A 25,452-nucleotide genomic window follows, 5' to 3' on the forward strand; every position below is an offset into this window, starting at 1 on the left:
CCCGTCACGGTGAGCGCTCCCAGAGAAAGACTGGCCCCGGTGCGATGGCGGGCACACCAAACTCACGAGGATACTGCACACCCACAAGGTATAAGCCGCCGGAAGGCGCGGTTTCAGCACCAAGACGCCTGTCGCGCGCCTTCAGCACTTCCTCGACCCAGGCCACAGGATGCCGACCGGAACCGACTGCAATCAACACACCGGCAATGTTGCGCACCATGTGGTGTAAAAAAGCATTTGCGGTGATGTCTATCATCACGAGGTCGCCCGTTCGCGTCACCTGCAGCTGGTGAACACAGCGCATGGGTGTATTCGACTGGCATTCAACCGAACGAAAAGACGTAAAATCCTGCTCGCCAAGCAGAAACTGAGCGGCGGTGTGCATTAGACGGTGGTCAAGCTGGCGATACTGCCAGGTAAGCCCTGTTCGCATAAGTGCCGGACGGATTGGCGTATTACAGATAACGTATCGATAGCGTCGCGTAATGGCACTGTAGCGCGCATGAAAATCATCGGGCATTTCCTTGCCCCAGCGCACGCAGATATCCTTAGGCAGGTACGAATTGGCGCCATGAATCCAGGAGCGGACCGTGCGCTCTTTTGTAGTATCAAAGTGAACAATCTGATGTGTGGCATGCACACCCGTATCCGTGCGCCCGGCACATACGGTTGAAATGGGTTCATTTGCAACCCGGGACAACGCGGATTCCAGCATCTGCTGAATCGTGTGCAGCCCGTCCTGCGCCTGCCAGCCATGGTACTGGCTGCCATCGTATTCCACCGCGAGGGCAATCCGCATCCCAAAAACCCCACCCAAATGAGGCAATGTATACCAGGGGGCGCGTGTTTGTCCAGTGTGTTGCTCGACACATGCCATACGTCCGTGATAGATTGCAGACGCTGAAACCGGAGGGGCGCATGACAGCTTTGATTATCGATGGCAGGCAAACCGCCATGCAGGTTCGCGGTGAGATTCGCGAAACTGTTGCAGCGCATGTGACCAAAGGCTTTCGTGCACCGGCGCTTGCCGTAATACTGGTTGGCGAGGATGCCGCATCCGCCGTTTACGTGCGCAACAAGCGACTCGCCTGTAAAGAAGCAGGGGTGCATTCACTGGCTTTTGACCTGCCTGCAGAAACCTCTGAAACGGCGCTTATCACTCTCATTGACAGCCTGAATGCATCGAGTGAGGTTGATGGTATTCTGGTACAGCTTCCCCTCCCATCACATATTAATACCGATACCATCATCGAGCGCATTAACCCCAAAAAAGACGTGGATGGATTTCATCCATACAATCTTGGGCGTCTCGCACAGAAGCGCCCGGCGCTGAGGCCCTGCACGCCCTTTGGCATCATGCATCTGCTGGAAGCAGCACACATTCCGCTGACCGGCGCTCACGCTGTGGTAGTAGGCGCCTCAAACATTGTCGGGCGGCCAATGGCGCTTGAGTTTCTGCTTGTTGGCGCCACGGTAACGGTTTGCCACAGCCAGACTGTACATCTTCGCAGGCACGTTGAAATGGCCGATATTCTGGTGGTGGCCGCAGGCCAGATGGGGGTTGTTGATACCGCATGGCTTAAGCCACATCAGGTGGTCATTGATGTCGGCATGCACCGCCTTGACGATGGCAGGCTGCGGGGCGATGTGGATTTTGAGGCCGCCCGCGCCCTGGTCGCCGCTGTCACACCGGTTCCGGGCGGGGTGGGGCCGATGACGGTTGCAATGCTGTTGCACAATACCCTGCAGGCGGCTGGGGTCTATCAGCACGCGCCCTGACGGAGATAAGGCAATAGCCTTTAAGGCCTGTCCCAGTCATCCCAGTCAAAATCACCATCGAGCTCATCAAACTCTGCCTCGAGACGTTTACGGTCAAGACGCTCTTCAAGCCTTCGGCGTACACGTTTTTTATGTTCGATGTCGCCAATATCTTCTTCAAAGCTGTAATCATTCGAATAGTGATGAATTTCATCGAATTCACGTTGCAATCCCATGGCGCTCTCCTGTGTTACGGTACCTGGATACGGCTGCTATAAGATATGTCTGCAGTAACTAAAGTATAGTGCACAAAAAAAATCCCGCTGCATTGGCAGCCGGAACTGGATATACTGCGCCTTTATCCTTGAATCAGGCGCAACATGCTCAGTTACCAACACGGTTATCATGCCGGAAATTTTGCCGATATATTGAAACACGCAACCCTTATACAGGCGCTTTCCTGTCTGACGGAAAAACCAAAACCCCTCTTTTACCTGGAAACGCATGCGGGTCGTGGATTTTATGATTTACAGTCTGATGCTGCGCGTAAAACAGGAGAATGTGTTGAAGGCATTCAGAAAATATGGGAGTCGCGGGCAAGACTGCCTGAGGAGTTCACCCCATGGATGACGCTTCTTCGCAGGCTGAATCCAGATAATACCCTGCGCTTTTACCCAGGCTCCCCTTCCCTTGCAATGGAGTTTCTGCGCCCCATCGACAGGCTTTACTGCTGCGAACTGCATCCGCGTGAGTTTGCCCATCTTTCTGCGCTCCCCCGTGCAGGACGGCGTATTTTCTTTTCAGAAAGTGATGGGCTGCACGCCCTGAGTGCGCTCCTGCCGCCACCTGAGAACCGCGGCCTCATTCTCATCGACCCATCCTTTGAGCTTGAAAAGGAATATGCAGAAGTCCCGGCCGCAGTTAAAGAGGGACTGCGCCGTTTTGCAACCGGCGTATACTGTCTCTGGTATCCCATCGTAGATAACAAGCTGAACGCACGGCTTCAGAGAAACCTCGCCATCCCGGGAACCCGTGCGCTGCAGGCGGAGTTTCACCTTCGCGAAGGAGTCGGGCCCCGCATGAATGGCTGTGGCATGTGGATTATCAACCCCCCCTGGAAGCTTGAGACAAAGCTTGCCAGCATCCTGAAAACCATGGTTCAGGTTCTGGACGCAGGCAAGGCTTCGTTTGTCTTAAAAAATCATTCTTTTTAAAAGGAGTTATGATGTCCGCACCGATTCCGCTTCAGGCATTTACGGATAATTACATCTGGATCGTGGCGGATAAAGCAAACGCCTCATTTTTCTGCGTGGACCCGGGCGAGAGTGCGCCGGTTTTGGAGTATGCACGCAAGACTTCTCAAACACTTGCCGCTATCCTCCTCACCCATCATCATTCTGATCATATCGGCGGCGTTGAGGCTCTGTGCGCAGACTTTCCCGATGCCCGCGTATATGCACCAATGGACGCGCGCATTGGCGAACAGGTTCAGCGGGTCAAAGAGGGTGACACCATCGAGCTTCGAGATTTTCGGTTTCAGGTGCTCGAAACACCTGGCCACACAGCCACGCATATCAGCCTGCTGGAGCCTGATAAAGGCTGGCTTTTCTGTGGTGACACCCTCTTTTCCGCAGGCTGTGGGCGGGTTTTTGATGGCACCGTTCAGGCGCTTTATCGCAGTCTTTCGCGAATGAAAGCACTTCCTGGAACCACCCTTTTGTACCCGGCGCATGAATACACGCGCCAGAATATTCAGTTTGCGCGAACGATGGAACCGAACAATGAGGCGCTCATCCAGTATGAAAAACAGCTCTCTCGCATGCCTCAGTCCTGCAGCCTCCCCTCAACCGTTGCACGTGAATGCGCGATAAACCCGTTTTTGCGCACGGAGTGTCCAGAAATCGTTGCGTCTGCGCGTAAAGCCGGAGTTTCTCAGACCTCTCCAGAGGCCATTTTTGCATGGTTAAGGAGCGAAAAGAATAATTTCAAGCCAATTTAAAAACCCTGGGGTTTTGCGCGAGGCGTTTTTTTAGTAGACTGTAGCTCAGAAACTTAAGAGAAGAAGTCCACATTGACGCGTAAAATACTGAAAATTCCACGCTTTTTCCTGTTTTTTTTCACACTTTTCGTCTCGCTGAGTGCAGGCGCTGCGCGCACTCCCGCCAATGTCTGGGACGTTTTACGCAACCAGTTTGCCCTGAATCACGAACTCAACCAGCCCGAAGTCCAGACGCAGCTGCGCTGGCTCATTGCGCATCCGAGCTACATTAACCGTCTTACACGCCAGTCCGAACCCTACATTTATCACGTTTTAACCGAAATCCGTAAACGTAATCTCCCGGGCGAAATCGCACTTCTTCCCATGATTGAAAGTGCGTATGACCCCTTTGCGTATTCAGGTGCGGGAGCCGCGGGACTCTGGCAGATGATGCCCGGCACCGGCAGTAACCTTGGTCTTAAGCAGGACTGGTGGTACGACGCACGCCGCAGCATAGGTCCCTCCACCAATGCGGCACTGAATTACCTCACCTACCTGAATAAGTTTTTTCATGGAAACTGGCTGCTCGCTTTTGCCGCATATGATTCTGGCGAGGGTACCGTAGCGCGCGCCATAAAAAACAGCCGACAAAACCCAACGCGCGTGCGTTTCTGGACACTGCCAGTCCCCAATGAAACCCGTGCCTATGTTCCGCGCCTGCTGGCACTGGCTGAAGTCATCAAAAACCCCAAACGCTATGGCGTGGAGTTACCCGTTATTCCGCACGTTCCCTACTTTGAAGAAGTGAACATCGGCAGTCAGATTGATTTAAACCATGCAGCCCGTCTGGCAGGCATTTCCTATAAGGACCTTATCCGCTTAAACCCCGGTTACAACCGCTGGGCAACAGCGCCCTACCAGCCCTATAAACTGCTTATCCCCGCTGACAGAGTTCAGCACTTCAGCCGTAACCTTGCCAATCTTCCCGAAGATAAACGGGTCAGCTGGACGCGCCATCAGGTCGCGCGCGGAGATACTGTAGCCCGTATTGCCAATCGCTATCACACAACTCCAACACTCGTGCGCCAGCTCAACCAGCTGAAAAACGACCACCTGCAGGTTGGGCGCTCCATTCTGATTCCAAACAGTAGAAATACGCCACCACCGCCTAAACCCGCAGTAATTGCCGCCAGTCACGCCGCAAAAGAGCCGCCACTCGCTCCCCTGCGCCCCATGAAAGTGCTGCATATTGTGCAAAAGACTGATACGCTGGCAAGGATTGCCGGTAAGTATGGGGTACCTGCAACTGAGATTCAGCGCTGGAATTATCTCTCAAGCCGCAATCCCCTGAAAGCGGGTCAACAGCTTGTTATCTGGCGCAAGGCGCGCGTACCGCGTTATTATGTGGTTCGCCCCGGTGACACGCTCGGCGCCATTGCCAAAGCGTCCAACACCAGCCTGCAAAATCTCACCCGCTTGAACCCCGGGCTTCATCCCTCGAAGCTGCGTACCGGGCAGCGGATAGCCGTTGCATAGTGCTTAAAGAGCTGATGCATCGAGTTGTAGTATACTTGATATGAGCCCCGGTACTTTACTGTGCAGGCATAGAGGCCGGGAGCAAAGGAGAAACATGAAGATAGTCTTTGATTTTTTCCCGATTGTAGTCTTTTTTGCAGCCTACAAGCTCTTTGGGATTTTTACAGCCACCGCAACCGCGATGGTGCTCTCCCTGCTTCAGGTTTTATTTTTTCGCCTGAAATACCGACGCTATGAAAAAATACATGTCATCAGTCTCTTCATCGTTATGGTACTTGGCAGTGCCACACTGCTGCTGCATGACCCAACGTTTATTAAATGGAAGCCTACGGGACTTTACTGGCTTTCTGCGATTGCCTTTGCCGGTTCCGGATGGTTTGCAAAAAAACCGCTCATTCAGAAAATCATGGAAAGCAATATCGAGCTGCCGGTCCGTGTCTGGTACCGTCTCAACACCGCCTGGACCCTGTTCTTCATTGTGATGGGGGCTTTGAACATTGTGGTGGCGTATCTTTTCAGCCTTGACGCCTGGGTGAATTTCAAACTCTTTGGTGGCGCTGGATTGACATTGTTGTTTGTTTTCTTGCAAGCTTTATATATGACCCAGCATTCTGAGCAAAAAACTCTGGGCGCGCCGCCTTCACGGGATCAGAGCTAAGGGAGAAAGCATGCGACTACTGCTGGTTGAAGATGACGAACTGCTTGGCGATGCCGTAAAAACAGGGCTCACTCAGTTTGGTTATGTCGTTGACTGGCTGAAGGATGGCGAGTCAGCTAAATCTGCCGTGCGCACCGAAACCTTTGAGCTGATTATTCTTGATCTTGGTCTGCCAAGGCTTTCCGGTTTGGGGCTTTTGCAATCCATTCGCAATGATGGCAATACCACGCCTGTAATTATTCTCACAGCACGTGAATCGGTTGAAGACCGTGTGCGTGGCCTTGACAGCGGTGCGGATGATTACCTGATTAAACCTTTTGACTTAAACGAACTCGGTGCGCGCGTTCGCGCGCTGACTCGCCGTTCACAGGGTCGTGCGGAGTCGCTGCTGCAATACCGTAATATTACGCTTGACCCTGCCGCGCACAGCGTCATGGTAGATGATATACCTGTGAACGTACCCCGCCGCGAATTTGCCCTTTTACTTAAACTACTGGAATGCAATGGTCAGGTACTCTCACGTGAACAGCTCATGCAGAGTCTGTATGGCTGGGAAGAGGATGTGGACAGTAATGCTCTTGAAGTACATATCCACAACCTGCGCAAAAAACTTAACGCCAACTTTATCCGTACCATTCGCGGCATCGGGTATATGGCTGAAAAAAATGAAGGCGGCTAAACGCTGTGAAGTCTTCTATCCGCAAATTTTTGTTGATAAACCTGCTGCTGGCCATCACTGTCACGACAACATTGACTGCCATCGGTAACTATTATCTCGACCAGAAAGACATTCAAGACCACCTCGACAGCCTGATGGCCATTTCTACCCTTTCTTACCAGGCGCTTCTTGGCGACGACCTGCATGAGCGTCCGCTTGAAAAAATCCAAAAGTCCATTGATACCATTCCGCAACGTGTCAGTGATTTTTATGAAGAACGCTTTTTAAACGATCACCTGCCAGTTAACTACCTGAATAAATTTAATTTTCAGGTTTGGACAAACGGTGGTCGCCTGCTGCTGCACTCAGCAAGTGCACCGACTATTCCACTTGTGGCAGAAAATGATGGTTTCAGCGATAAAACCATTGGCAGCCAGCGATGGCGGGTGTTCACCGCATACAATCAGGCTGCAGGCGTTCGTACGGTTCTTGCTGAGCGCTACGATACCCGCAATGAGCTGGGTCACAGGATAGCACAGGATGATGTGTACATCATGCTCCTGACGTTCCCGCTCTCAGGCCTGCTTATCTGGATTATTATCGGGCGAGGCCTCGACAGTCTCGACCGGGTTGCCAAAGAAGTGGCAAACCGTGCCCCAAGCCATCTCGAGCCCGTCAATATTGACGAAGTTCCTGAGGAAATCAAACCGGTCATTGATGAGCTGAACAAGCTTTTTTTCCGCCTGCAGGAAGGATTTGAACGGGAAAAACGCTTTGCTGCCGATGCCGCTCACGAACTGCGTACCCCGCTTGCCGCACTCAAAACACAGGCGCAGGTGGCGCTTAATACAACGGATGTGCAGGAAAAAAATCTGGCGCTGCAAAAACTCATTGCAAGCGTCAACCGCAGTACCCATATCGTGCAGCAGCTGTTGACAATGAGCCGGCTGGTTCCTGAAGCTGCGAGCATGCAGGATGCGGATAATGTGCATCTTGTGCGTATCACGCGCGAAATTCTTGCGATGCTGGCGCCGAGTGCACTTGAGAAAAACATTGAACTGGAGTTTGAGCCGATTGGCACTATACCGGTCTTTCTCGGCAATCCTACCGCGATTGGTATTCTTGTGCGTAACCTCGTGGATAATGCCATTCGCTATTGCCGGGAAAACGGGTTGGTGAGCGTTCGTGTCTCGCACCAGAACGACGAAGTCGTACTGGAGGTGCGTGACAATGGGCCAGGTATTCCCGTCGAACTGCAATCACGCGTATTTGAGCGATTTTTCCGGGTGCTTGGCAATAAAAGCCCCGGCAGTGGTCTCGGACTTGCCATTGTGCAGCAGATTTCCGAACTGCACGGCGGGCGTGTTCGCCTTGAATCGCCCGAGGAAGGCACGGGGCTTGTGGTCAGGGTTTTTTTCCCGACTAAAAAACGCAAAAAAAATGCCTTACCGACCGGAAAGACGCTGTAGAGCCGCGCGAATCAACTGCTCACTGTTCTTCTGACCGTCATCCAGCGCCTTCACGGCTTTAGCCGCTTCCTGCGGTCTGTAGCCCAGCGCTTCAAGCGCACTGATGGCTTCATCCTGTTGACTGGCGGCAGTGCTCATTAATCCCATCGCAAGACCACTGTCAACAGTACCTGTTTTCAGGCTGTCACGCATTTCCACTACCAGCCGCTCTGCGGTTTTCTTGCCAACACCCGGAAGACGCACCAGCATCGCTGTATTCTGCAGACGGATACACTCTACAAATTCCTGTGGGCTGATACTGGAGAGAATGGACATGGCCAGTTTTGGCCCCACACCATTAACCTTGATGAGTGCTCTGAAAAGCGCCCGCTCTTCCTGCGAAGAAAACCCAAAGAGGAGCAGTGCATCTTCGCGCACCACCGTATGAATGTGTAGCCCAATCCGGTCGGTGGTGTGTTCCAGCGAAAACCAGGTGGAAAGCGATGTTTCAACGTCATACCCGACACCACTGACATCGACTACCAGCTTTCCCGGCGCACTGCGCTCAATCAGCATCCCCTGCAACCAGCCTATCATGTGTGTGCTCCTGTCTGTGATGGTGAGCGCATGGCAAGAATGCTGCGCCGTGTGTGGCTGTGGCAAATGGCGATGGCGAGCGCATCGGCGGCATCCGCCTGAGGTGCGCGACTCAATTGCAGAATCTGCATGACCATGTGCTGCACCTGATCCTTTCCAGCGGCTCCATAGCCCACCACCGCCTGTTTGACCGCGCGGGGAGTGTATTCTGAAACGCCAACCCTGTGTGAGGCTGCGGCCACCATGGCAGCCCCTCGCGCATGTCCAAGCGTCAGGGCAGAGTTTGGATTCTGGTGCACAAAAACCTGTTCAATTGCCACTTCCTGTGGCTTAAACGCATCCATCAACTCACAAATGCCATTAAAAATTTCTAAAAGCCGCGGGCCCAGTTCTTTTCCCTGCGTGCGTATACAGCCACTGTCGAGGTAGCTCGTTGTTTTTCCGCGTACCTCGATTAGCCCGTAGCCCGTGATACGCGAACCGGGATCAATCCCGAGAATGATGGTCATCAGGTCTTATCCTAAGCATCCATATCAGCCTGCGAAAACTCCGCATTACTGTAGACATCCTGCACATCATCCAAATCTTCAAGTGCGTCAATGAGTTTCATGAGGCTCTCAGCCGCGTCACCGCTGACAGGAATCATGTTCTCAGCGCGCATGGCAATCTGCGCCTGCTCAACTGCAAGACCAGATTCCTGAAGTGCCGAGAGCACGAGATGAAACAACTCAGGTGCCGTAATCACTTCAAGATACCCTTCATCATCCACATTCACATCATCTGCACCCGCCTCAATGGCCACTTCCATGACGCGGTCTTCAGCCACCCCTTCAGCCAGCAGTATTTCACCCTGTTTGGTGAAAAGATAGGCTACCGAACCATCCGTACCCAGATTGCCGCCATACTTGGTAAACGCATGGCGCACGTCCGAAACTGTGCGGTTTTTATTATCAGAAAGGCAATCCACAAGAATGGCAATCCCACCAGGGCCATAGCCCTCATAACGCATCTCCATCATGCTGGCTCCATCAAGCCCGCCGAGGCCACGCTTGATGGCATTATCGATGGTGTCGCGCTTCATGTTGGCCTTCAGTGCCTTGGTAACCGCATCTCTGAGCCTCGGGTTACCGGACTCCTCCCCCCCGGTTCGGGCAGAAACGGTGATTTCCCGAATCAGCTTCGTGAATATTTTTCCGCGTTTAGCATCCTGAACGCCTTTTCTGAATTTGATGTTTGCCCATTTACTGTGCCCGGCCATGACAATAATACCTCTGACGACAAAACTTCGATTATACAAGGGGCCAGGGGGTTTTGGGAATTATCTTAAGACTCCCTTAAGTATTATTGGTTAACCTCTGCTACTTCAACGGTTACTGGAGCGAAAGGACCATGCTGATACTTCTCACAGAACTGCTGCACAACCTTGCCAATTTACTGGCAACGGCAGGAAACGGCGCTGCTCGCCTTGGCAGAATCACAGCAGGCTTCACGGCGAAATCGGTGCGTGCGCACTTTAACCTTTTAGGCCAGTATACGGCTCCCATTGAGCAGGAGCTTTTTGATGTCGAAGAGCCGCCAACACCGCGCTCTCTCAACCTTATCGGTCAAATCGCTCTGACACTGCTGCCCATAAATCCGCTTGCATGGTTCCTCTCCATCACTCTCGTGCCTGCCGTTTATAATGCAACTCTTCTGCTTGTCGTTTTATACGCGCGTCTCTGCAACCTGGCACTTCCTGATAATCCGCGCTTTCAGCTTAAGGTACCCGAAGGCAGCATGCCATGGTATCGCCAGATGTATGGTGTGGCCGGCGTTGTCCTGGCGCTCCTCGCGGGCCTCCCGAGCATGGCCGCCATCGCCTTTGGACGCATGCTGGTCAACTCCTGGAGCAGCCTGAAAGTCGGTTATAGTTTCATCGTTAATCCATTGTTTGATGCCGATAACCAGATAACACTGGATAAAAGCATTCAAGAAGATAAATTTCTTAACAAATATGGCTTCGGATTGCCGGGCTTCGTTCTCGGTGCATTGGCCGGCTTTTTAGCCGCTGGCGGGATTATAAACTGGCGCACATTGAAAAACTCGGCATTAACGGCCTCACGCATCGTTTTTTCAGCGGGCTTTATTGTCTTTAACGGTGAATCTGCCAGGGAGGGTGGTATTGAAACAGATGGACGGGTGAATTATCTGAAATACGGCTTTGGCGCACCGGGCGCAGTTATAGGCGCTCTGCTGGCGCTACCTTCCATGGCGGCCTCCCTCTTTTTGCGGGTGGCGTATAATGCATGGTTCAGTATACCGCTTGCCTGGTTTAGGCTGACTGACCCGCTGCACATCGATGCCGGACTCCGTGAGCCCGGAGAGATCCTGATAGATGGGATTGCTAAACGTACCCCTCTGAACAAGTATCTCTTCGGCGCACCCGGCCTGCTCATTGGCAGCCTTGCCGCACTCTTTACTTCAACCTTTGTAGCAGGTTGGCTTATCCTCAAAAACTCCGGGCTAAGTGCCGTCAGACTCATCTATTCCGCGGGCTTTCTTGCATGGAATGATGAGCGCGCTCAAAATGGCGGCATCGAAGACGATGTCAACGGCTCAAAACGCAAACTGCATCACATCTTTGGCTATGGCCTTCCGGGTCTCGTCCTTGGCGCCCCTTTCGCCGCACTCAGCATGGGGCTTGTGGCACTCACCCGCACCTTCAAACAGTCATCCCTGACCGCATGGCACATCGTGTATTCAGCAGGCTTTGTTGTCTTTAACGGTGAACCCGCTAAAGACGGCGGCATTGAAAATGACAATCGTAGCAGCTTCGCCAAATTCGGCATCGGCGCACCGGGCGCACTGATTGGCGCCCTGCTGGCGCTGCCTTCCATGGCGGCCTCCCTCTTTTTGCGGGTGGCGTATAATGCATGGTTCAGTATACCGCTTGCCTGGTTTAGGCTGACTGACCCGCTGCACATCGATGCCGGACTCCGTGAGCCCGGAGAGATCCTGATAGATGAGATTGCTAAACGCACCCCTCTGAACAAGTACCTCTTCGGCGCACCCGGCCTGCTCATTGGCAGCCTTGCCGCACTCTTTACTTCAACCTTTGTAGCAGGTTGGCTTATCCTCAAAAACTCCGGGCTAAGTGCCGTCAGACTCATCTATTCCGCGGGCTTTCTTGCATGGAATGATGAACGCGCTCAAAATGGCGGCATCGAAGACGATGTCAACGGCTCAAAACGCAAACTGCATCACATCTTTGGCTATGGCCTTCCGGGTCTCGTCCTTGGCGCCCCTTTCGCCGCACTCAGCATGGGGCTTGTGGCACTCACCCGCACCTTCAAACAGTCATCCCTGACCGCATGGCACATCGTGTATTCAGCAGGCTTTGTTGTCTTTAACGGTGAACCCGCTAAAGACGGCGGCATTGAAAATGACAATCGTAGCAGCTTCGCCAAATTCGGCATCGGCGCACCGGGCGCACTGATTGGCGCCCTGCTGGCGCTGCCTTCCATGGCGGCCTCCCTCTTTTTGCGGGTGGCGTATAATGCATGGTTCAGTATACCGCTTGCCTGGTTTAGGCTGACTGACCCGCTGCACATCGATGCCGGACTCCGTGAGCCCGGAGAGATCCTGATAGATGAGATTGCTAAACGCACCCCTCTGAACAAGTACCTCTTCGGCGCACCCGGCCTGCTCATTGGCAGCCTTGCCGCACTCTTTACTTCAACCTTTGTAGCAGGTTGGCTTATCCTCAAAAACTCCGGGCTAAGTGCCGTCAGACTCATCTATTCCGCGGGCTTTCTTGCATGGAATGATGAACGCGCTCAAAATGGCGGCATCGAAGACGATGTCAACGGCTCAAAACGCAAACTGCATCACATCTTTGGCTATGGCCTTCCGGGTCTCGTCCTTGGCGCCCCTTTCGCCGCACTCAGCATGGGGCTTGTGGCACTCACCCGCACCTTCAAACAGTCATCCCTGACCGCATGGCACATCGTGTATTCAGCAGGCTTTGTTGTCTTTAACGGTGAACCCGCTAAAGACGGCGGCATTGAAAATGACAATCGTAGCAGCTTCGCCAAATTCGGCATCGGCGCACCGGGCGCACTGATTGGCGCCCTGCTGGCGCTGCCTTCCATGGCGGCCTCCCTCTTTTTGCGGGTGGCGTATAATGCATGGTTCAGTATACCGCTTGCCTGGTTTAGGCTGACTGACCCGCTGCACATCGATGCCGGACTCCGTGAGCCCGGAGAGATCCTGATAGATGAGATTGCTAAACGCACCCCTCTGAACAAGTACCTCTTCGGCGCACCCGGCCTGCTCATTGGCAGCCTTGCCGCACTCTTTACTTCAACCTTTGTAGCAGGTTGGCTTATCCTCAAAAACTCCGGGCTAAGTGCCGTCAGACTCATCTATTCCGCGGGCTTTCTTGCATGGAATGATGAACGCGCTCAAAATGGCGGCATCGAAGACGATGTCAACGGCTCAAAACGCAAACTGCATCACATCTTTGGCTATGGCCTTCCGGGTCTCGTCCTTGGCGCCCCTTTCGCCGCACTCAGCATGGGGCTTGTGGCACTCACCCGCACCTTCAAACAGTCATCCCTGACCGCATGGCACATCGTGTATTCAGCAGGCTTTGTTGTCTTTAACGGTGAACCCGCTAAAGACGGCGGCATTGAAAATGACAATCGTAGCAGCTTCGCCAAATTCGGCATCGGCGCACCGGGCGCACTGATTGGCGCCCTGCTGGCGCTGCCTTCCATGGCGGCCTCCCTCTTTTTGCGGGTGGCGTATAATGCATGGTTCAGTATACCGCTTGCCTGGTTTAGGCTGACTGACCCGCTGCACATCGATGCCGGACTCCGTGAGCCCGGAGAGATCCTGATAGATGAGATTGCTAAACGCACCCCTCTGAACAAGTACCTCTTCGGCGCACCCGGCCTGCTCATTGGCAGCCTTGCCGCACTCTTTACTTCAACCTTTGTAGCAGGTTGGCTTATCCTCAAAAACTCCGGGCTAAGTGCCGTCAGACTCATCTATTCCGCGGGCTTTCTTGCATGGAATGATGAACGCGCTCAAAATGGCGGCATCGAAGACGATGTCAACGGCTCAAAACGCAAACTGCATCACATCTTTGGCTATGGCCTTCCGGGTCTCGTCCTTGGCGCCCCTTTCGCCGCACTCAGCATGGGGCTTGTGGCACTCACCCGCACCTTCAAACAGTCATCCCTGACCGCATGGCACATCGTGTATTCAGCAGGCTTTGTTGTCTTTAACGGTGAACCCGCTAAAGACGGCGGCATTGAAAATGACAATCGTAGCAGCTTCGCCAAATTCGGCATCGGCGCACCGGGCGCACTGATTGGCGCCCTGCTGGCGCTGCCTTCCATGGCGGCCTCCCTCTTTTTGCGGGTGGCGTATAATGCATGGTTCAGTATACCGCTTGCCTGGTTTAGGCTGACTGACCCGCTGCACATCGATGCCGGACTCCGTGAGCCCGGAGAGATCCTGATAGATGAGATTGCTAAACGCACCCCTCTGAACAAGTACCTCTTCGGCGCACCCGGCCTGCTCATTGGCAGCCTTGCCGCACTCTTTACTTCAACCTTTGTAGCAGGTTGGCTTATCCTCAAAAACTCCGGGCTAAGTGCCGTCAGACTCATCTATTCCGCGGGCTTTCTTGCATGGAATGATGAGCGTGCTCAAAATGGCGGCATTGAAGACGATGTCCGCAATCAACAGCGCAAACTGTATCACATCTTTGGCTACGGTCTCCCGGGCCTCGTACTTGGCGCGCCCATGGCCGCCACAGGTGCTGCACTTGTAGTTGGATTTCGCATGTTCCGGGAATCGTGGATTGCTTTTACAGCACTTTCAGGGTCTTTCCTGAATGGCGCATTAGGCATGCCCCAATTTGCGGGACTCGCCGGTGATAAACGCAGCCTGCGCTTAAAAATTACCGGAACACCTGGCTATCTTCTCGCCGTCGTGTTAACCCTGCCGCTAAGCATGCTGATTTTTGCTGGAAAATTCATTGCCCCCAATAGCGTTTTCTTCGTCATCGGTACAGCGTTGTCACCGATTGTTGCCGTGATTAAATGGCTGAATCTTGGACTTGGGCGCGCACGTTTCGAGCCATCAACCCCTTCCGTTGAAACCGAGCAGCGTTTCAAAAATTTATACTCTTCCCTCAACGGCTGGGGGCAGCTCCCTGAGAATGGGGTTATTCAAGAACATGCGGATGGACGAAAAGGTCCGCTGTGTTTTACCCGTAAGGCGGTCACACTGAACGTGGCCTCCCTTCCGGAAAGGGTGCTTGATGAGTTGCTGCAAGCGTGGAGACAGAGCAGAGACAAGGAGCGATTTTTCGAAGCAAACGGTGAATTTGATGAAGCCATACGGGAAATACATGCGCATTATGCCGCCTTAAACTGTCTGGAATTTCAAAACACCGTTGACGAGCGTACACGCCACATCGATGAGCTCGGAACGTTTATCAAGCAGTATCTTATGAGCGGGCATGCGCCAGTGCCACCTCGTTCGCAACAAGACTACAGCTGGAGCGCCACTTTTTATGGGCGGCAACGTTCTGAAGCAGTGCCTTCATCTGTCCTTGATAGTGTACCTTTGGCAGCTGCCTCGACAGCATCGTAAAATCATGCGAGGATTGGTCTGATTGTAGAGGATGGCGGAGGAAGGGATGCACATGCACGGATTTGGGAACTACCATCAGAGTGAAGCCATTAGCGGGGCTCTGCCTCTCCATCAGAACTCCCCGCAGCGCTGCCCGCTCGGCCTTTATGCTGAACAGCTGAGCGGCACCGCCTTCACGCGCCCGCGCCATGTTAATCTGCGCTCGTGGCTCTATCGCCTGCTGCCATCCGTTGTACATAAAGACTTCATCTCTGTAAAAAACAATCTCGTGCAGCCGTTTCTGGAAATACAGCCGCCCAACCCTTTTCGCTGGGCGCCAATGCTTTCGCCCGCGCATGCGTGTGACTTCGTAGATGGCCTGCAGCACATGGCAGGTTCTGAGCGCGTAAACGCCTGGCGTTACCTGTGCAACCAGTCAATGACAACGCGTTTTTTTGTGAACCATGATGGCGAAATGCTATTTGTTCCCGAGCAGGGAGCATTGCGTCTGTGCACAGAATTTGGCGTGCTGACTATTGCTCCTGGCCATATGGCTGTCATTCCGCGCGGGGTTATCTTTCGTGTCGAGCTCGAAAACGACTTTGCCCGTGGCTACCTTTGTGAAAATTCCGGTGTTCCGCTGGCGCTCCCGGAACTTGGACCCATCGGTGCCAATGGTCTTGCCTGCCCTCGCCATTTTGTCTACCCTGATGCAGCCTTTGAGAAAGACCTCGGCATATGCACCGTTATGTGCAAGTCACAAAATACGCTCTGGCAGGCCGAATACCCGGATTCGCCGCTCAATGTTGTCGCATGGCAGGGTAATCTTGCACCTTATAAGTATGATCTGGCGCTTTTTAATACCATTAACACCGTAAGCTTTGATCACCCGGATCCTTCCATCTTCACGGTACTCACCTCTCCGGGTCTCATTCCCGGAGAAGCAAACCTTGATTTTGTCATTTTCCCGCCGCGCTGGATGGTGGCTGAGAATACCTTTCGCCCCCCCTGGTTTCACAAAAACTGCATGAGTGAATTCATGGGGCTCATTAAAGGCACGTATGACGCAAAACTGGAAGGCTTTTTGCCAGGGGGGGTCAGCATTCACAACGCGATGACCGCTCACGGCCCGGATGCACAGACGTGGGAAACCGCGACTCATGCCCCACTTAAACCTGAACGCTACGATAATACGCTGGCATTCATGTTTGAAACCGCCTCCCCCTGGCGCATCACCCAAACCGCGATGGAAGACCAGAGTCGGGAATGTGATTACTCAGCCTGCTGGCAGTCACTGAAAACGCCTTCTATATAGACATATATATCGATCGTATTACAAAATGCTGTTATAATGACTAATTGTTTATTAGTTGTTGAAAATTATCATGCCAAAGACAGTATTGCCGATTATTGCTCCAGAGAAAATCACTACCCGCCCCGAAGGAATTCATCCTCACTTTTGGCTGAGAGTGCTGAATGCTTATATAGAACCTCATGAACTCAACTTATTTTGTATGGCAAAAAAAGACCCTCAATTCATCAGTAACAAACCAGGGTTGCGTGCACAACGCCAATGGCTGTGCATGGTGATTGGACATCCGGGCATGAAAAGTGCTGAAGTCGGAGCCTTCGTTGACAAGGCGCGAGCCATAAAAATGCCACCGGAAGTCATCGCCGCGGCGTTTGCGAGCCTGCTAAATGAGAAACATTTTTATGCTTTTCTGAAGTACTGTCCGGGCGTTGAACGCCGCCCCTCTGTGCTCCTTGCGTTATCGTCACTTGGAAAAGTGCCTATGATAACAAAATATCTGTCGCTTCTCACATTCGAGGACGCCATCGAGCTGATAGTTCAGGCACTGAAAATGGCACTCATTGCAGACAAGGATTATGCGGTTTTTATTAAGTTGTTTAAACATCTTCCGCGCGAATTCCATAAAATGGCATTGATGCTTTCCGGGCTTCATGCAATTGCAATTGCCCTTCGCCATAAGCTTAGCGGTGAAACCGGAAAAGTTGTTCTTCATACCCCAAAAATAATTATCGACGAAAATCTCGAGGACGCACAGCTTCTTTTCACTGAAACGGTGCGACTTGGACGCGTTGACTATGCAGAATACCTGCTGCAGGAAGCTCAAGAAACGGCAGAAGCACTTGCCTCTGACGCGTTTAATTCCGCATTCCATGTGGCGCTCCGTAATAAAGATGCCACCATGATAAAGCTGCTGCTTCGTTTTCCTTCAATTTTCGAATATGCAGAGCTTAATTATTACGCGCATTGTCATGAGATTCTTGAAGCTTTTGCCCTTGAGGAAACGCACAGACTTGCAGCACGCACTCCTTCTGTCGAAACGGGAGAAATTGAACTGTCCAATACCGAGTGTCGCCTCGCCGCAACACTGCTTGAGTTTCTGACAGAAAATCACCCGCGAAACCATGATTTTGAGCGGCAGTTACTGCGCCAGCTTCCTGGAGTTGAAGAGATTTATACCTTACGCCTTGAAAACAGTCCGCTGCAAGCGCCCACACTCGGGATCTTTAACATGAGACAGCCTGCTGACACGTCAGAAGCTTCATCCAGCACGTCTTCTCACACGCCCTAATCCGATTCAGGCGGCGGAGTGCGAATCTCGATGTTTTTGAGAAACGCTTCTCCGTCGGTTCGCTCACTGGCACTCATGTTTTTTTCGAGCCCGCTCAGGTCTTTTTGCGCCTGAGCATCCCCCCCTTTGGAGGCCAGGGTCAGCCAGGCATAGGCGCGGGCGTTGTCTTTGCTGACTCCGAGCCCCGCCATATAGAGATATCCAAGCTTACCCTGTGCCAGGGGGTCACCATATCCCGCGGCCTCCCCAAACCAGTAAACCGCCTGCTTGTAATCTTTATCGACACCAGTTCCCGTCATGTATAACTGACCCAGCGCAGTCTGTGCATCCGTACTGCCAGCTTCGGCCGATTTTTGATACCAGTAGACGGCTTTTTCAGGATTACGCTCAATTCCAAGGCCATTCAGGTATTGATAGGCAAGGGATGCCTGTGCCCCTCGATGCCCGTTGTTGGCCGCCTGAGAAAACCAGTAAGTCGCCTGAGCTTCATCCTCAGGAATGCCATACTTGCCGGTGTAAAGTACTCCAAGGCTGTACTGACCCTTTGGATCATCCTGCTCAGCGGCTTTTTTATACCAGAAAAAGGCTTGTTCCGGGTCTTTTTTAACACCGTCACCCAGCATGTAGTAATAACCGAGGTTCACCTGCGCCTTGCTGTAGCCATGCACGGCAGACTTTTTGAACCATGAAAATGCTTCACGGGCATCGGCCTTCACACCATCTCCGGAAGCATACATCAATGCGACATTACGCTCCGCAATGGCATTGCCCTGAAGCGCAGATTTTTTGTACCATTCAAAGGCTTTTTTATAATCCTGCTGAACACCATCGCCCGTGTCATACATAAACCCGAGCCCAAGCTGTGCCAGCGCGTAATTTTTTTCCGCGGCCTTTTGATACCACTCCAGCGCTTTAACCGGGGAGCGATTAACGCCATAGCCATACTGGTACATGCGCCCGATAACATACATCGCTTCTTCATTGCCGGATTTGGCCGGTTGAATCAGCTGTTGATAGGCCGTGGTGTAATCGCCATTTTCATAGGCGGAAAAACCGATGAATTCATCAGCAAATACACTGGTCGTCACAAGCAGCGTGGCTAGTGCAATATGGCGCATACCTGTCCCGAGCGGATAGTCCTTATTCATAGCGTAGAAGATGAGTGGGTTTGCCGCAAATCAGACCCTTAGAATATAAAGCCGGACTTTAAGCCCGGCTTTATATTTCTGTTTTTTTTCATTGACATATCATCAATGGTCTTTAAAGGCGCTCAAAAATCGCTGCAGCCCCCATGCCTGTGCCTATGCACATGGTAACCATGCCATACCGTCCACCCGTGCGGCGAAGGCCATGCAAGAGCGTTGCCGTACGTATCGCGCCGGTTGCGCCAAGCGGATGACCAAGTGCTATGGCACCACCGAGCGGGTTGACCTTTTCACGGGGTAAATCAAGCGTTTCAATAACGGCGAGTGCCTGGGCAGCAAAAGCTTCGTTCAGTTCAATCCAGTCGATGTCTGAAAGCGCAAGCCCCGCGCGTTTGAGGGCCAGTGGAATGGCCTCAACAGGACCTATCCCCATGATTTCAGGAGGAACGCCGGCAACGGCATAACTCAAAAGCCGCCCCATGGGAGTCAGGTTAAAGCGCTTCAAACCCTCTTCCGTTGCAAGGAGCGCCATGGCGGCACCATCACTCATCTGGGAGCTGTTACCGGCCGTTACGGTGCCGTGAAGGGCAAAAACCGGCTTTAAACGGCTGATGGCCTCCAGTGTCGTATCCGCACGCGGCCCTTCATCAATACTAATCAAGCGTTCAGCGGTATCAACCCTGTCTGACTGAAGATTGGCATTACGCAAAAGCGTCATGACTGGCGAAATTTCCGCAGTAAAATCACCGCGCTCCTGCGCCTTAAGTGCCCGCTGATGGCTCTCGAATGCAAACGCGTCCTGTGCTTCACGGCTGATACCGTAACGTTTGGCAACGTTTTCAGCCGTTATTCCCATGCCATAGGCAATGCTGATGTGCGCATTCTCAAAAATGGACGGGTTTTGCGTGTACTTATTCCCCCCCATCGGCACCATGGACATACTCTCTACACCGCCGGCGAGTGCGAGCATACCGCCCTGATGCAGCATGCCGGCGGCAGCTGTAGCGATACTCTGCACGCCTGACGAGCAAAAACGGTTGATAGTCATCGCGGGAACCGACACCGGCAGGTCTGCCAGCAGCGAGCCAATACGGGCAACATTCATTCCCTGTTCCGCTTCAGGCATCGCACAGCCAACGACGACATCGCTGACGGCTGACCAGTCAACGCCCTCGTTGCGCTTACTAATACTTTTTATGGTGTGCGCCAGCAAATCATCCGGCAGCGTATGCCGAAATACACCGCGTGGAGCCTTGCCAACCGGTGTGCGGATAACATCCACTACATACACATTAGTCATGTTCATACTCCTCAGTTACGCAGTGGTTTGCCGGTTTCGAGCATGGCGCGGATACGTGCCTGTGTTTCTGGTGTCTTCACAAGCGCCATAAATGCTTCACGCTCAAGATGCAGCATCCAGTCCTCATCCACCCACTGACCACCATACACCTCGCCGCCACAGAGCACATTGGCAAGGTGTGTTGCCAGCACGTAATCATGCGCACTGATAAACCCACCCTCACGCCAGTTGACAAGCCCGCTTTGCAGGCGCGCGCGCCCTTCACGTCCGTATACCTGAAAACGCGCCGGCAGCGGCGGGCGATAGTTTGCGGCACACATCGCCTTCACGCGCTCAAGCGCTACATATAAAACCTCTCCAGAGTGCATGACCCATGAAGCTTTTGCATCAAGATAGCCCGTTTTCTGCGCCTCAACGGCAGAACCCGGCACAAATCCTGTCGCAAGCTGCTGAAAACGCTTTTGCAGCGTAGCGAAGGTTTCGATGCCCTCTTCAAAGGTACGAAGCACCATTTCCTTACAGCCGCCCCCGGCTGGAATCAATCCTACACCAACTTCTACAAGCCCCGGATAAGATTCAAAAGCGGCAACCACTGCTCCACAATGCATCAAGAGTTCACACCCGCCACCAAGCGCTCTGCCGCGTAGTGCGGCAACGACTGGAATCGGACTGTATTTGATGCGCATCATCAGCTTCTGAAAGCGTTCTATCATGCCTTCGATGGCTGAAAATTCACCTGCCACCGCAAGTTCGCCAACGGCTTTTAAATCAGCACCCGCACTGAAAGTAGAGGCGTCCGTCTGCCAGATAATGACGCCACTGCAACGACTTTCTGCGATATCAAGAGCCGCCTGCATGCCCTCAAGCACCGGCTCGCCAATGCTGTTTGCCTTGCTCAAAAAGCTCAGTACCGCCACATTGTCGGCAAGATGCCACAGACGCACCCCTTTATTTTCGTAAAGGGTCTCGTGCGGTTCTGGAGTCGCCATGGGGTTGCGTGCGACTGCAAGCTGGCGCGCGTAAACTGGCAGTGATGATGGCGGCACCAGTGCGTTTCCTGCCGGGCTGAACGCACCATCATTCACATAAAACGCGGTTAACGGTGCAAGCCATGCCGGCAGAGTGGCATTGCGAGGCGACCTGCCATCTGCAATCGCCTGCGAAACACAGTCAAATACTGTTATCATGCCCGCTTTCTGCCAGGTTTCAAAGGGCCCTTCCTGCCAGCCAAAACCCCATTTCATGGCCTCATCGACATCACGCGCAGTATTGGCGATTGCGTCCAGATGAAAGGCGCTGTAATGAAAGACATCCCGCAGGCAGGCGACCAGAAACTGGGCTTCCGGGAGCGTGGATGCAAGAAGTCCCTCGAAACGCGCGCCGGGGTCTTTGACCGCAAACAGGGCGCGCACCTCTTCCCGCACGCCATTTTGAGCGGCACGGTAACTGCCGCTTTCAACGTCATACACTTCGATGGTTTTACCGTTTTTGCGATACACCCCACTACCGGATTTTTGTCCAAGCGCGCCAGCACTGATAAGGCCTTTAAGCCAGTCAGGCAGGAAAAAAAGCGCATGCCAGGGGTCATCCGGCAACTGGTTTTGCATGGTCTTGACCACGTGCTCCAGGGTATCAAGCCCCACCACATCCATGGTACGAAACGTCGCCGATTTAGGGCGGCCAATCAATGGACCTGTGAGGGCATCCACGGTATCACAGCCAAGCTCATAGGTTTTTGCATGATGCAATGCCGTGAGCATGGAAAACACGCCGATACGGTTTGCTACAAAATTAGGAGTATCTTTAGCGCGCACCACCCCTTTACCAAGAAAACGGGTGAGCCAGGTTTCCAGATAATCGCAAAGTTTCGGATGTGTCTTTTGAGAAGGAATCAGTTCACAAAGATGCATGTAACGCGGCGGATTAAAAAAGTGTACGCCACAAAAACGCTCTTGAAGTGCCGCTGGCAGTGCCTCTGAGAGCGCATTAATACCAAGGCCTGAAGTGTTGGTTACAAGAATCGCGTGTGCGCCAAGGAACGGGATAATGCGCTTATAAAGCGCTTCTTTCCAGTCAAAACGCTCGGCAATCGCTTCAATGACAAGGTCACATTCCAGCAGCGCTTCAAGGTGCTCGTCATAATTACACGCCGTGATGCCGGCAGCCGACCCTGAAAACCCAAGCGGTGGCGGTTTCAGCTTCCCAAGGCCTGCGATGGCTTTGACTGCAATGGCACTGGCATCGCCTGTGGCGCTTGGTAAATCATACAGTCGCGTTGCAAAACCCGCGTTGGCGCAGTGGGCGGCAATCTGAGCGCCCATGACTCCGGCTCCCAGTACGGCGATTGTTTGGATGTTCCAAGGAGATTGCATGGATGATTCCTTCTCTAAGATACCTGGCTATAACTCAAAGCGGATGCCCTGTGCCAGCGGCAGCGTTTTGCCCCAGTTAATGGTGTTGGTCTGTCGGCGCATATAGCCCTTCCAGGCGTCTGAACCGGATTCACGGCCACCGCCTGTTTCTTTTTCGCCGCCAAACGCGCCACCGATTTCAGCACCACTGGTGCCGATATTAATATTGGCAATACCGCAGTCACTGCCCATAGCCGATAAAAACCGTTCAGCATGCGACAGCGTGGTCGTGAAAAGTGCAGAGGACAAGCCCTGCGGCACCGCATTCTGCAGAGCAATGGCTTCTTCCAGCGTGTCATAGGGCATCACATAGAGAATAGGCGCAAAGGTTTCTTCCTGCACAATGTCCCACTGGTTTTCAACACCACAAACCAGTGTCGGCTGCACAAAATGTCCGTCACCCGTGAGTGCTTCGCCCCCATACACAATACGCCCGCCGGCTTTGGCAATGCGCGCGATGGCATCACGAAACTGGTTAACCGCACCCGCATCAATCAACGGACCCATGAGGTTTTTCGTATCCAGAGGGTTGCCGATGGTCACCTGTGCATACGCCTTTCGCAGACGCTCAACAATGTCATCATGACACGCGCGCGGCACAAACAGGCGCCGGGTTGAGGTGCACCGCTGCCCGGCCGTACCCACCGCTCCAAAAACAATGGCGGGGATGGCAAGGTTTAAATCAGCGCTCTCATCAAGAATAATGGCGTTGTTGCCCCCAAGCTCCAGAATGCTTCTGCCAAGGCGTGTGGCTACTTTTGCAGCAACCGTGCGGCCAACGGCCGTTGAGCCTGTGAACGACACCAGCGGAATGCGTGTATCTTCTACCATCGCATCGGCAATGGCGTGTGACTCCGGGATGCAGAGCGCAAAAATTTCCGGGCAGTTATTTTCAGTGAGTACTGCGTTGCAGATATGCTGCACGGCAATGGCGCAAAGCGGCGTTTTCGCCGAAGGTTTCCAGAGCGTCACGTTACCACAGATGGCCGCAATAAACGCATTCCAGGCCCATACCGCTACCGGAAAATTAAACGCCGAAATGACCCCAACAACGCCATAGGGGTGCCACTGCTCATACATGCGGTGCATGGGACGCTCTGAATGCATGGTTTTACCGTAAAGCATGCGCGATTGCCCAACCGCAAAATCAGCGATGTCTATCATTTCCTGGACTTCGCCATCGCCTTCCTGCTTCGATTTTCCCATCTCAAGCGCTACAAGACTCCCCAGCGCGTCCTTATGGCGGCGAAGGGCATCCCCCATCTGCCGGATAATGTTTCCACGCTGCGGTGCAGGCACTTCGCGCCATGCGAGAAACGCTTTTTGCAGGCGCTCCATCAGCACGTGATAATCTTCCATGGTACAGGTGGCAACTTCTGCCAGTCGTTCACCGGTGGAGGGGTTAAACGAGACAAGCCGTCGCCCTTCAAGGTTACCGGCTACAGTGGAGCCACTGAAGGCTCCGGGATTCAGTGGCTCAATTCCAAGCGATTTTAACAAGGTCATTTATTGCTCTCCGGCATAGTATTTTCCGAAACGGTTGGCAAGTACCGCTTCCAGGGCAAATTTCTCCTGCAGCACAAACCCACGGTATTCATTCGCCTGACCCAGTACAAGATCAACCACGGCACACACGCCGCTTGCCGTACTGATCTGGATAGCCGACCATTCAAGCCCCGCAATCTCCATCGGGAAGATTTTTTTAAGGTAACTTTTTTCCGTCAGCTCACCGTTCAGGATGCCTTCGACTGAAACGTAAACAATGACAATGTCCTGGCGTGTTTTGGGAATGGCATTTTCAAGCACGCGGCGCAGCGTGGCACGGTCATCATTGAGACGCAGGTCGTTCATGAGAAAACGCATTTTCTCACAATGCCCGGGGTAGCGGATGGTTTTGTAATCGAGCGTCTGCACGCGTCCCAGGTATACTTCGGCAAGGCTTCCAAGCCCGCCCGAGGTATTAAAAGCTTCATATTCGCAGCCGTCTATCTGAATGGACTCAAGCCCTTCAAGCGGCGCCACTGTGACGGGCTCGCCTGCGGCAATACCAAAACAGGGGTTGCCGTATTCGTTGATAACACCGTCTGTTGACCAGGTCAGCGAATAATGCAGCGCATTGCTGGCTCGCTGCGGCAGAGCGCCTACGCGAAGACGGGCATGCAGGCAGGTATCAAATGCGGACATCAGGCTGTTGGCAGCGATGCTGATAAAGCCTGGAGCGAGTCCGCACTGCGGTACAAACGCACTGCCAGCACCTTCGGCGATGGCCTTGACGGCATCGGTTACGGCCGTATCTTCCGTCAAATCGAAATAATGCGCACCGGCAGCACGTGCCGCTTCAGCAACTTTGGGGTTTAAAAAATAAGGCAGGCTGGAAATGACCGCAACAATGCCCTGCTGTTTCATGTAGTCTTTTGTGGCATTGACATCGTTGACATCAAGCGCCACCGTGCGAATCGATGACATATGGCCAAGAAGGCGCGAAACATCGCTTCCTTCAAAGCTGCTGTCAGCAAGATGAATTGCGTAATCGCCGCTGTTGCCCAAAAGGCACGCGATGAGGCTTCCTATTTTCCCTGCTCCAGTTATGAGTACGTTATACATGCAGTCCTTCTCCCTTGCAAAACGAGCGGTCATCCTACACCAATTAACCGGTAAAGCAAAAGGGGACGCCCCTGTTGCCCCTCTCCCCGACTTGATCTTTTTCCGCCCATGCACTATGGTGCGTCATTTAAA

20 protein-coding genes are annotated in these 25,452 nt (G+C 53.1%); 10 read left to right on the forward strand and 10 right to left on the reverse strand.

The window, feature by feature from the left end; translation table 11 throughout:
* Window positions 1–4 precede the first annotated feature (4 nt).
* Window positions 5–799 (reverse strand): tRNA pseudouridine(38-40) synthase TruA, encoded by a 795-nt coding sequence (truA, locus tag E4T54_RS01910; protein ID WP_028386382.1) that lies wholly within the window; start codon window positions 797–799, stop codon window positions 5–7.
* A gap of 119 nt (window positions 800–918) precedes the next feature.
* Between truA and folD the strand changes: the two genes are divergently transcribed.
* Window positions 919–1,779, forward strand: coding sequence for a bifunctional methylenetetrahydrofolate dehydrogenase/methenyltetrahydrofolate cyclohydrolase FolD (gene folD, locus E4T54_RS01915; RefSeq protein WP_028386383.1), 861 nt, complete (start codon window positions 919–921; stop codon window positions 1,777–1,779).
* A 20-nt stretch (window positions 1,780–1,799) separates the two neighbouring features.
* On the opposite strand, the gene E4T54_RS01920 is transcribed toward folD, so the two are convergent.
* Window positions 1,800–1,994, reverse strand: coding sequence for a hypothetical protein (locus tag E4T54_RS01920; RefSeq protein ID WP_028386384.1), 195 nt, complete (start codon window positions 1,992–1,994; stop codon window positions 1,800–1,802).
* 144 nt (window positions 1,995–2,138) lie between these two features.
* Here E4T54_RS01920 and E4T54_RS01925 point away from each other — a divergent pair, with 144 nt between their 5' ends.
* From E4T54_RS01925 to E4T54_RS01950, 6 genes are all read left to right on the forward strand, one after another.
* Window positions 2,139–2,972, forward strand: coding sequence for a 23S rRNA (adenine(2030)-N(6))-methyltransferase RlmJ (locus E4T54_RS01925; RefSeq protein ID WP_028386385.1), 834 nt, complete (start codon window positions 2,139–2,141; stop codon window positions 2,970–2,972).
* A gap of 8 nt (window positions 2,973–2,980) precedes the next feature.
* Window positions 2,981–3,757, forward strand: coding sequence for a hydroxyacylglutathione hydrolase (gene gloB / locus E4T54_RS01930; protein ID WP_028386386.1), 777 nt, complete (start codon window positions 2,981–2,983; stop codon window positions 3,755–3,757).
* 72 nt (window positions 3,758–3,829) lie between these two features.
* Window positions 3,830–5,272: a lytic transglycosylase gene (locus E4T54_RS01935; RefSeq protein WP_035902164.1), complete on the forward strand. Its 1,443-nt coding sequence runs from the start codon at window positions 3,830–3,832 to the stop codon at window positions 5,270–5,272.
* 94 nt (window positions 5,273–5,366) lie between these two features.
* Entirely contained in the window at window positions 5,367–5,930 is a 564-nt protein-coding gene (locus E4T54_RS01940) for a septation protein A (protein ID WP_028386388.1), read from the forward strand.
* 10 nt (window positions 5,931–5,940) lie between these two features.
* Complete coding sequence (locus E4T54_RS01945; RefSeq protein WP_028386389.1) at window positions 5,941–6,609, forward strand: response regulator; 669 nt, start codon at window positions 5,941–5,943, stop codon at window positions 6,607–6,609.
* Between the two features lie 5 nt (window positions 6,610–6,614).
* Complete coding sequence (locus E4T54_RS01950) at window positions 6,615–8,057, forward strand: ATP-binding protein (RefSeq protein ID WP_028386390.1); 1,443 nt, start codon at window positions 6,615–6,617, stop codon at window positions 8,055–8,057.
* Here E4T54_RS01950 and ruvA read toward each other — a convergent pair.
* Genes ruvA through E4T54_RS01965 form a run of 3 tightly spaced genes read right to left on the reverse strand, consistent with a single transcriptional unit; the run spans window position 8,034 to window position 9,891 of the window.
* Window positions 8,034–8,633, reverse strand: a complete 600-nt coding sequence (gene ruvA / locus E4T54_RS01955) for a Holliday junction branch migration protein RuvA (protein ID WP_028386391.1) — start codon at window positions 8,631–8,633, stop codon at window positions 8,034–8,036. The genes E4T54_RS01950 and ruvA overlap by 24 nt on opposite strands.
* Complete coding sequence (gene ruvC, locus E4T54_RS01960; protein WP_028386392.1) at window positions 8,630–9,142, reverse strand: crossover junction endodeoxyribonuclease RuvC; 513 nt, start codon at window positions 9,140–9,142, stop codon at window positions 8,630–8,632. The genes ruvA and ruvC overlap by 4 nt, the downstream gene beginning before the upstream one ends.
* Before the next feature lie 11 nt (window positions 9,143–9,153).
* Entirely contained in the window at window positions 9,154–9,891 is a 738-nt protein-coding gene (locus tag E4T54_RS01965; RefSeq protein ID WP_028386393.1) for a YebC/PmpR family DNA-binding transcriptional regulator, read from the reverse strand.
* A 131-nt stretch (window positions 9,892–10,022) separates the two neighbouring features.
* On the opposite strand from E4T54_RS01965, the gene E4T54_RS01970 reads away from it, so the two are divergent.
* The 3 genes from E4T54_RS01970 (at window position 10,023) to E4T54_RS01980 (ending at window position 17,860) form a co-directional block, all read left to right on the forward strand.
* Window positions 10,023–15,281 (forward strand): hypothetical protein, encoded by a 5,259-nt coding sequence (locus E4T54_RS01970; RefSeq protein ID WP_135100385.1) that lies wholly within the window; start codon window positions 10,023–10,025, stop codon window positions 15,279–15,281.
* Between the two features lie 46 nt (window positions 15,282–15,327).
* Window positions 15,328–16,575, forward strand: coding sequence for a homogentisate 1,2-dioxygenase (gene hmgA / locus E4T54_RS01975; RefSeq protein WP_028387119.1), 1,248 nt, complete (start codon window positions 15,328–15,330; stop codon window positions 16,573–16,575).
* 70 nt (window positions 16,576–16,645) lie between these two features.
* Complete coding sequence (locus E4T54_RS01980) at window positions 16,646–17,860, forward strand: hypothetical protein (RefSeq protein ID WP_131793706.1); 1,215 nt, start codon at window positions 16,646–16,648, stop codon at window positions 17,858–17,860.
* Here E4T54_RS01980 and E4T54_RS01985 read toward each other — a convergent pair.
* The 5 genes from E4T54_RS01985 to E4T54_RS02005 all read right to left on the reverse strand — a co-directional run bounded on the left by E4T54_RS01985 (window position 17,857) and on the right by E4T54_RS02005 (window position 25,320).
* Window positions 17,857–18,978: a tetratricopeptide repeat protein gene (locus E4T54_RS01985; RefSeq protein ID WP_028387117.1), complete on the reverse strand. Its 1,122-nt coding sequence runs from the start codon at window positions 18,976–18,978 to the stop codon at window positions 17,857–17,859. The genes E4T54_RS01980 and E4T54_RS01985 overlap by 4 nt on opposite strands.
* A 142-nt stretch (window positions 18,979–19,120) precedes the next feature.
* Window positions 19,121–20,305 carry an acetyl-CoA C-acyltransferase gene (locus E4T54_RS01990; protein ID WP_028387116.1) on the reverse strand — a complete coding sequence of 395 codons (1,185 nt, stop codon included), beginning with the start codon at window positions 20,303–20,305 and terminating at the stop codon, window positions 19,121–19,123.
* 11 nt (window positions 20,306–20,316) lie between these two features.
* Complete coding sequence (locus tag E4T54_RS01995; protein ID WP_028387115.1) at window positions 20,317–22,677, reverse strand: 3-hydroxyacyl-CoA dehydrogenase/enoyl-CoA hydratase family protein; 2,361 nt, start codon at window positions 22,675–22,677, stop codon at window positions 20,317–20,319.
* A gap of 27 nt (window positions 22,678–22,704) precedes the next feature.
* Entirely contained in the window at window positions 22,705–24,222 is a 1,518-nt protein-coding gene (amaB, locus tag E4T54_RS02000; protein ID WP_028387114.1) for an L-piperidine-6-carboxylate dehydrogenase, read from the reverse strand.
* A complete protein-coding gene (locus E4T54_RS02005) occupies window positions 24,223–25,320 on the reverse strand; it encodes a saccharopine dehydrogenase family protein (protein ID WP_028387113.1) in 1,098 nt (365 codons plus the stop codon).
* Window positions 25,321–25,452 lie beyond the last annotated feature (132 nt).

It is taken from the genome of Legionella geestiana, from assembly GCF_004571195.1.
Lineage (GTDB): Bacteria > Pseudomonadota > Gammaproteobacteria > Legionellales > Legionellaceae > Legionella_B > Legionella_B geestiana.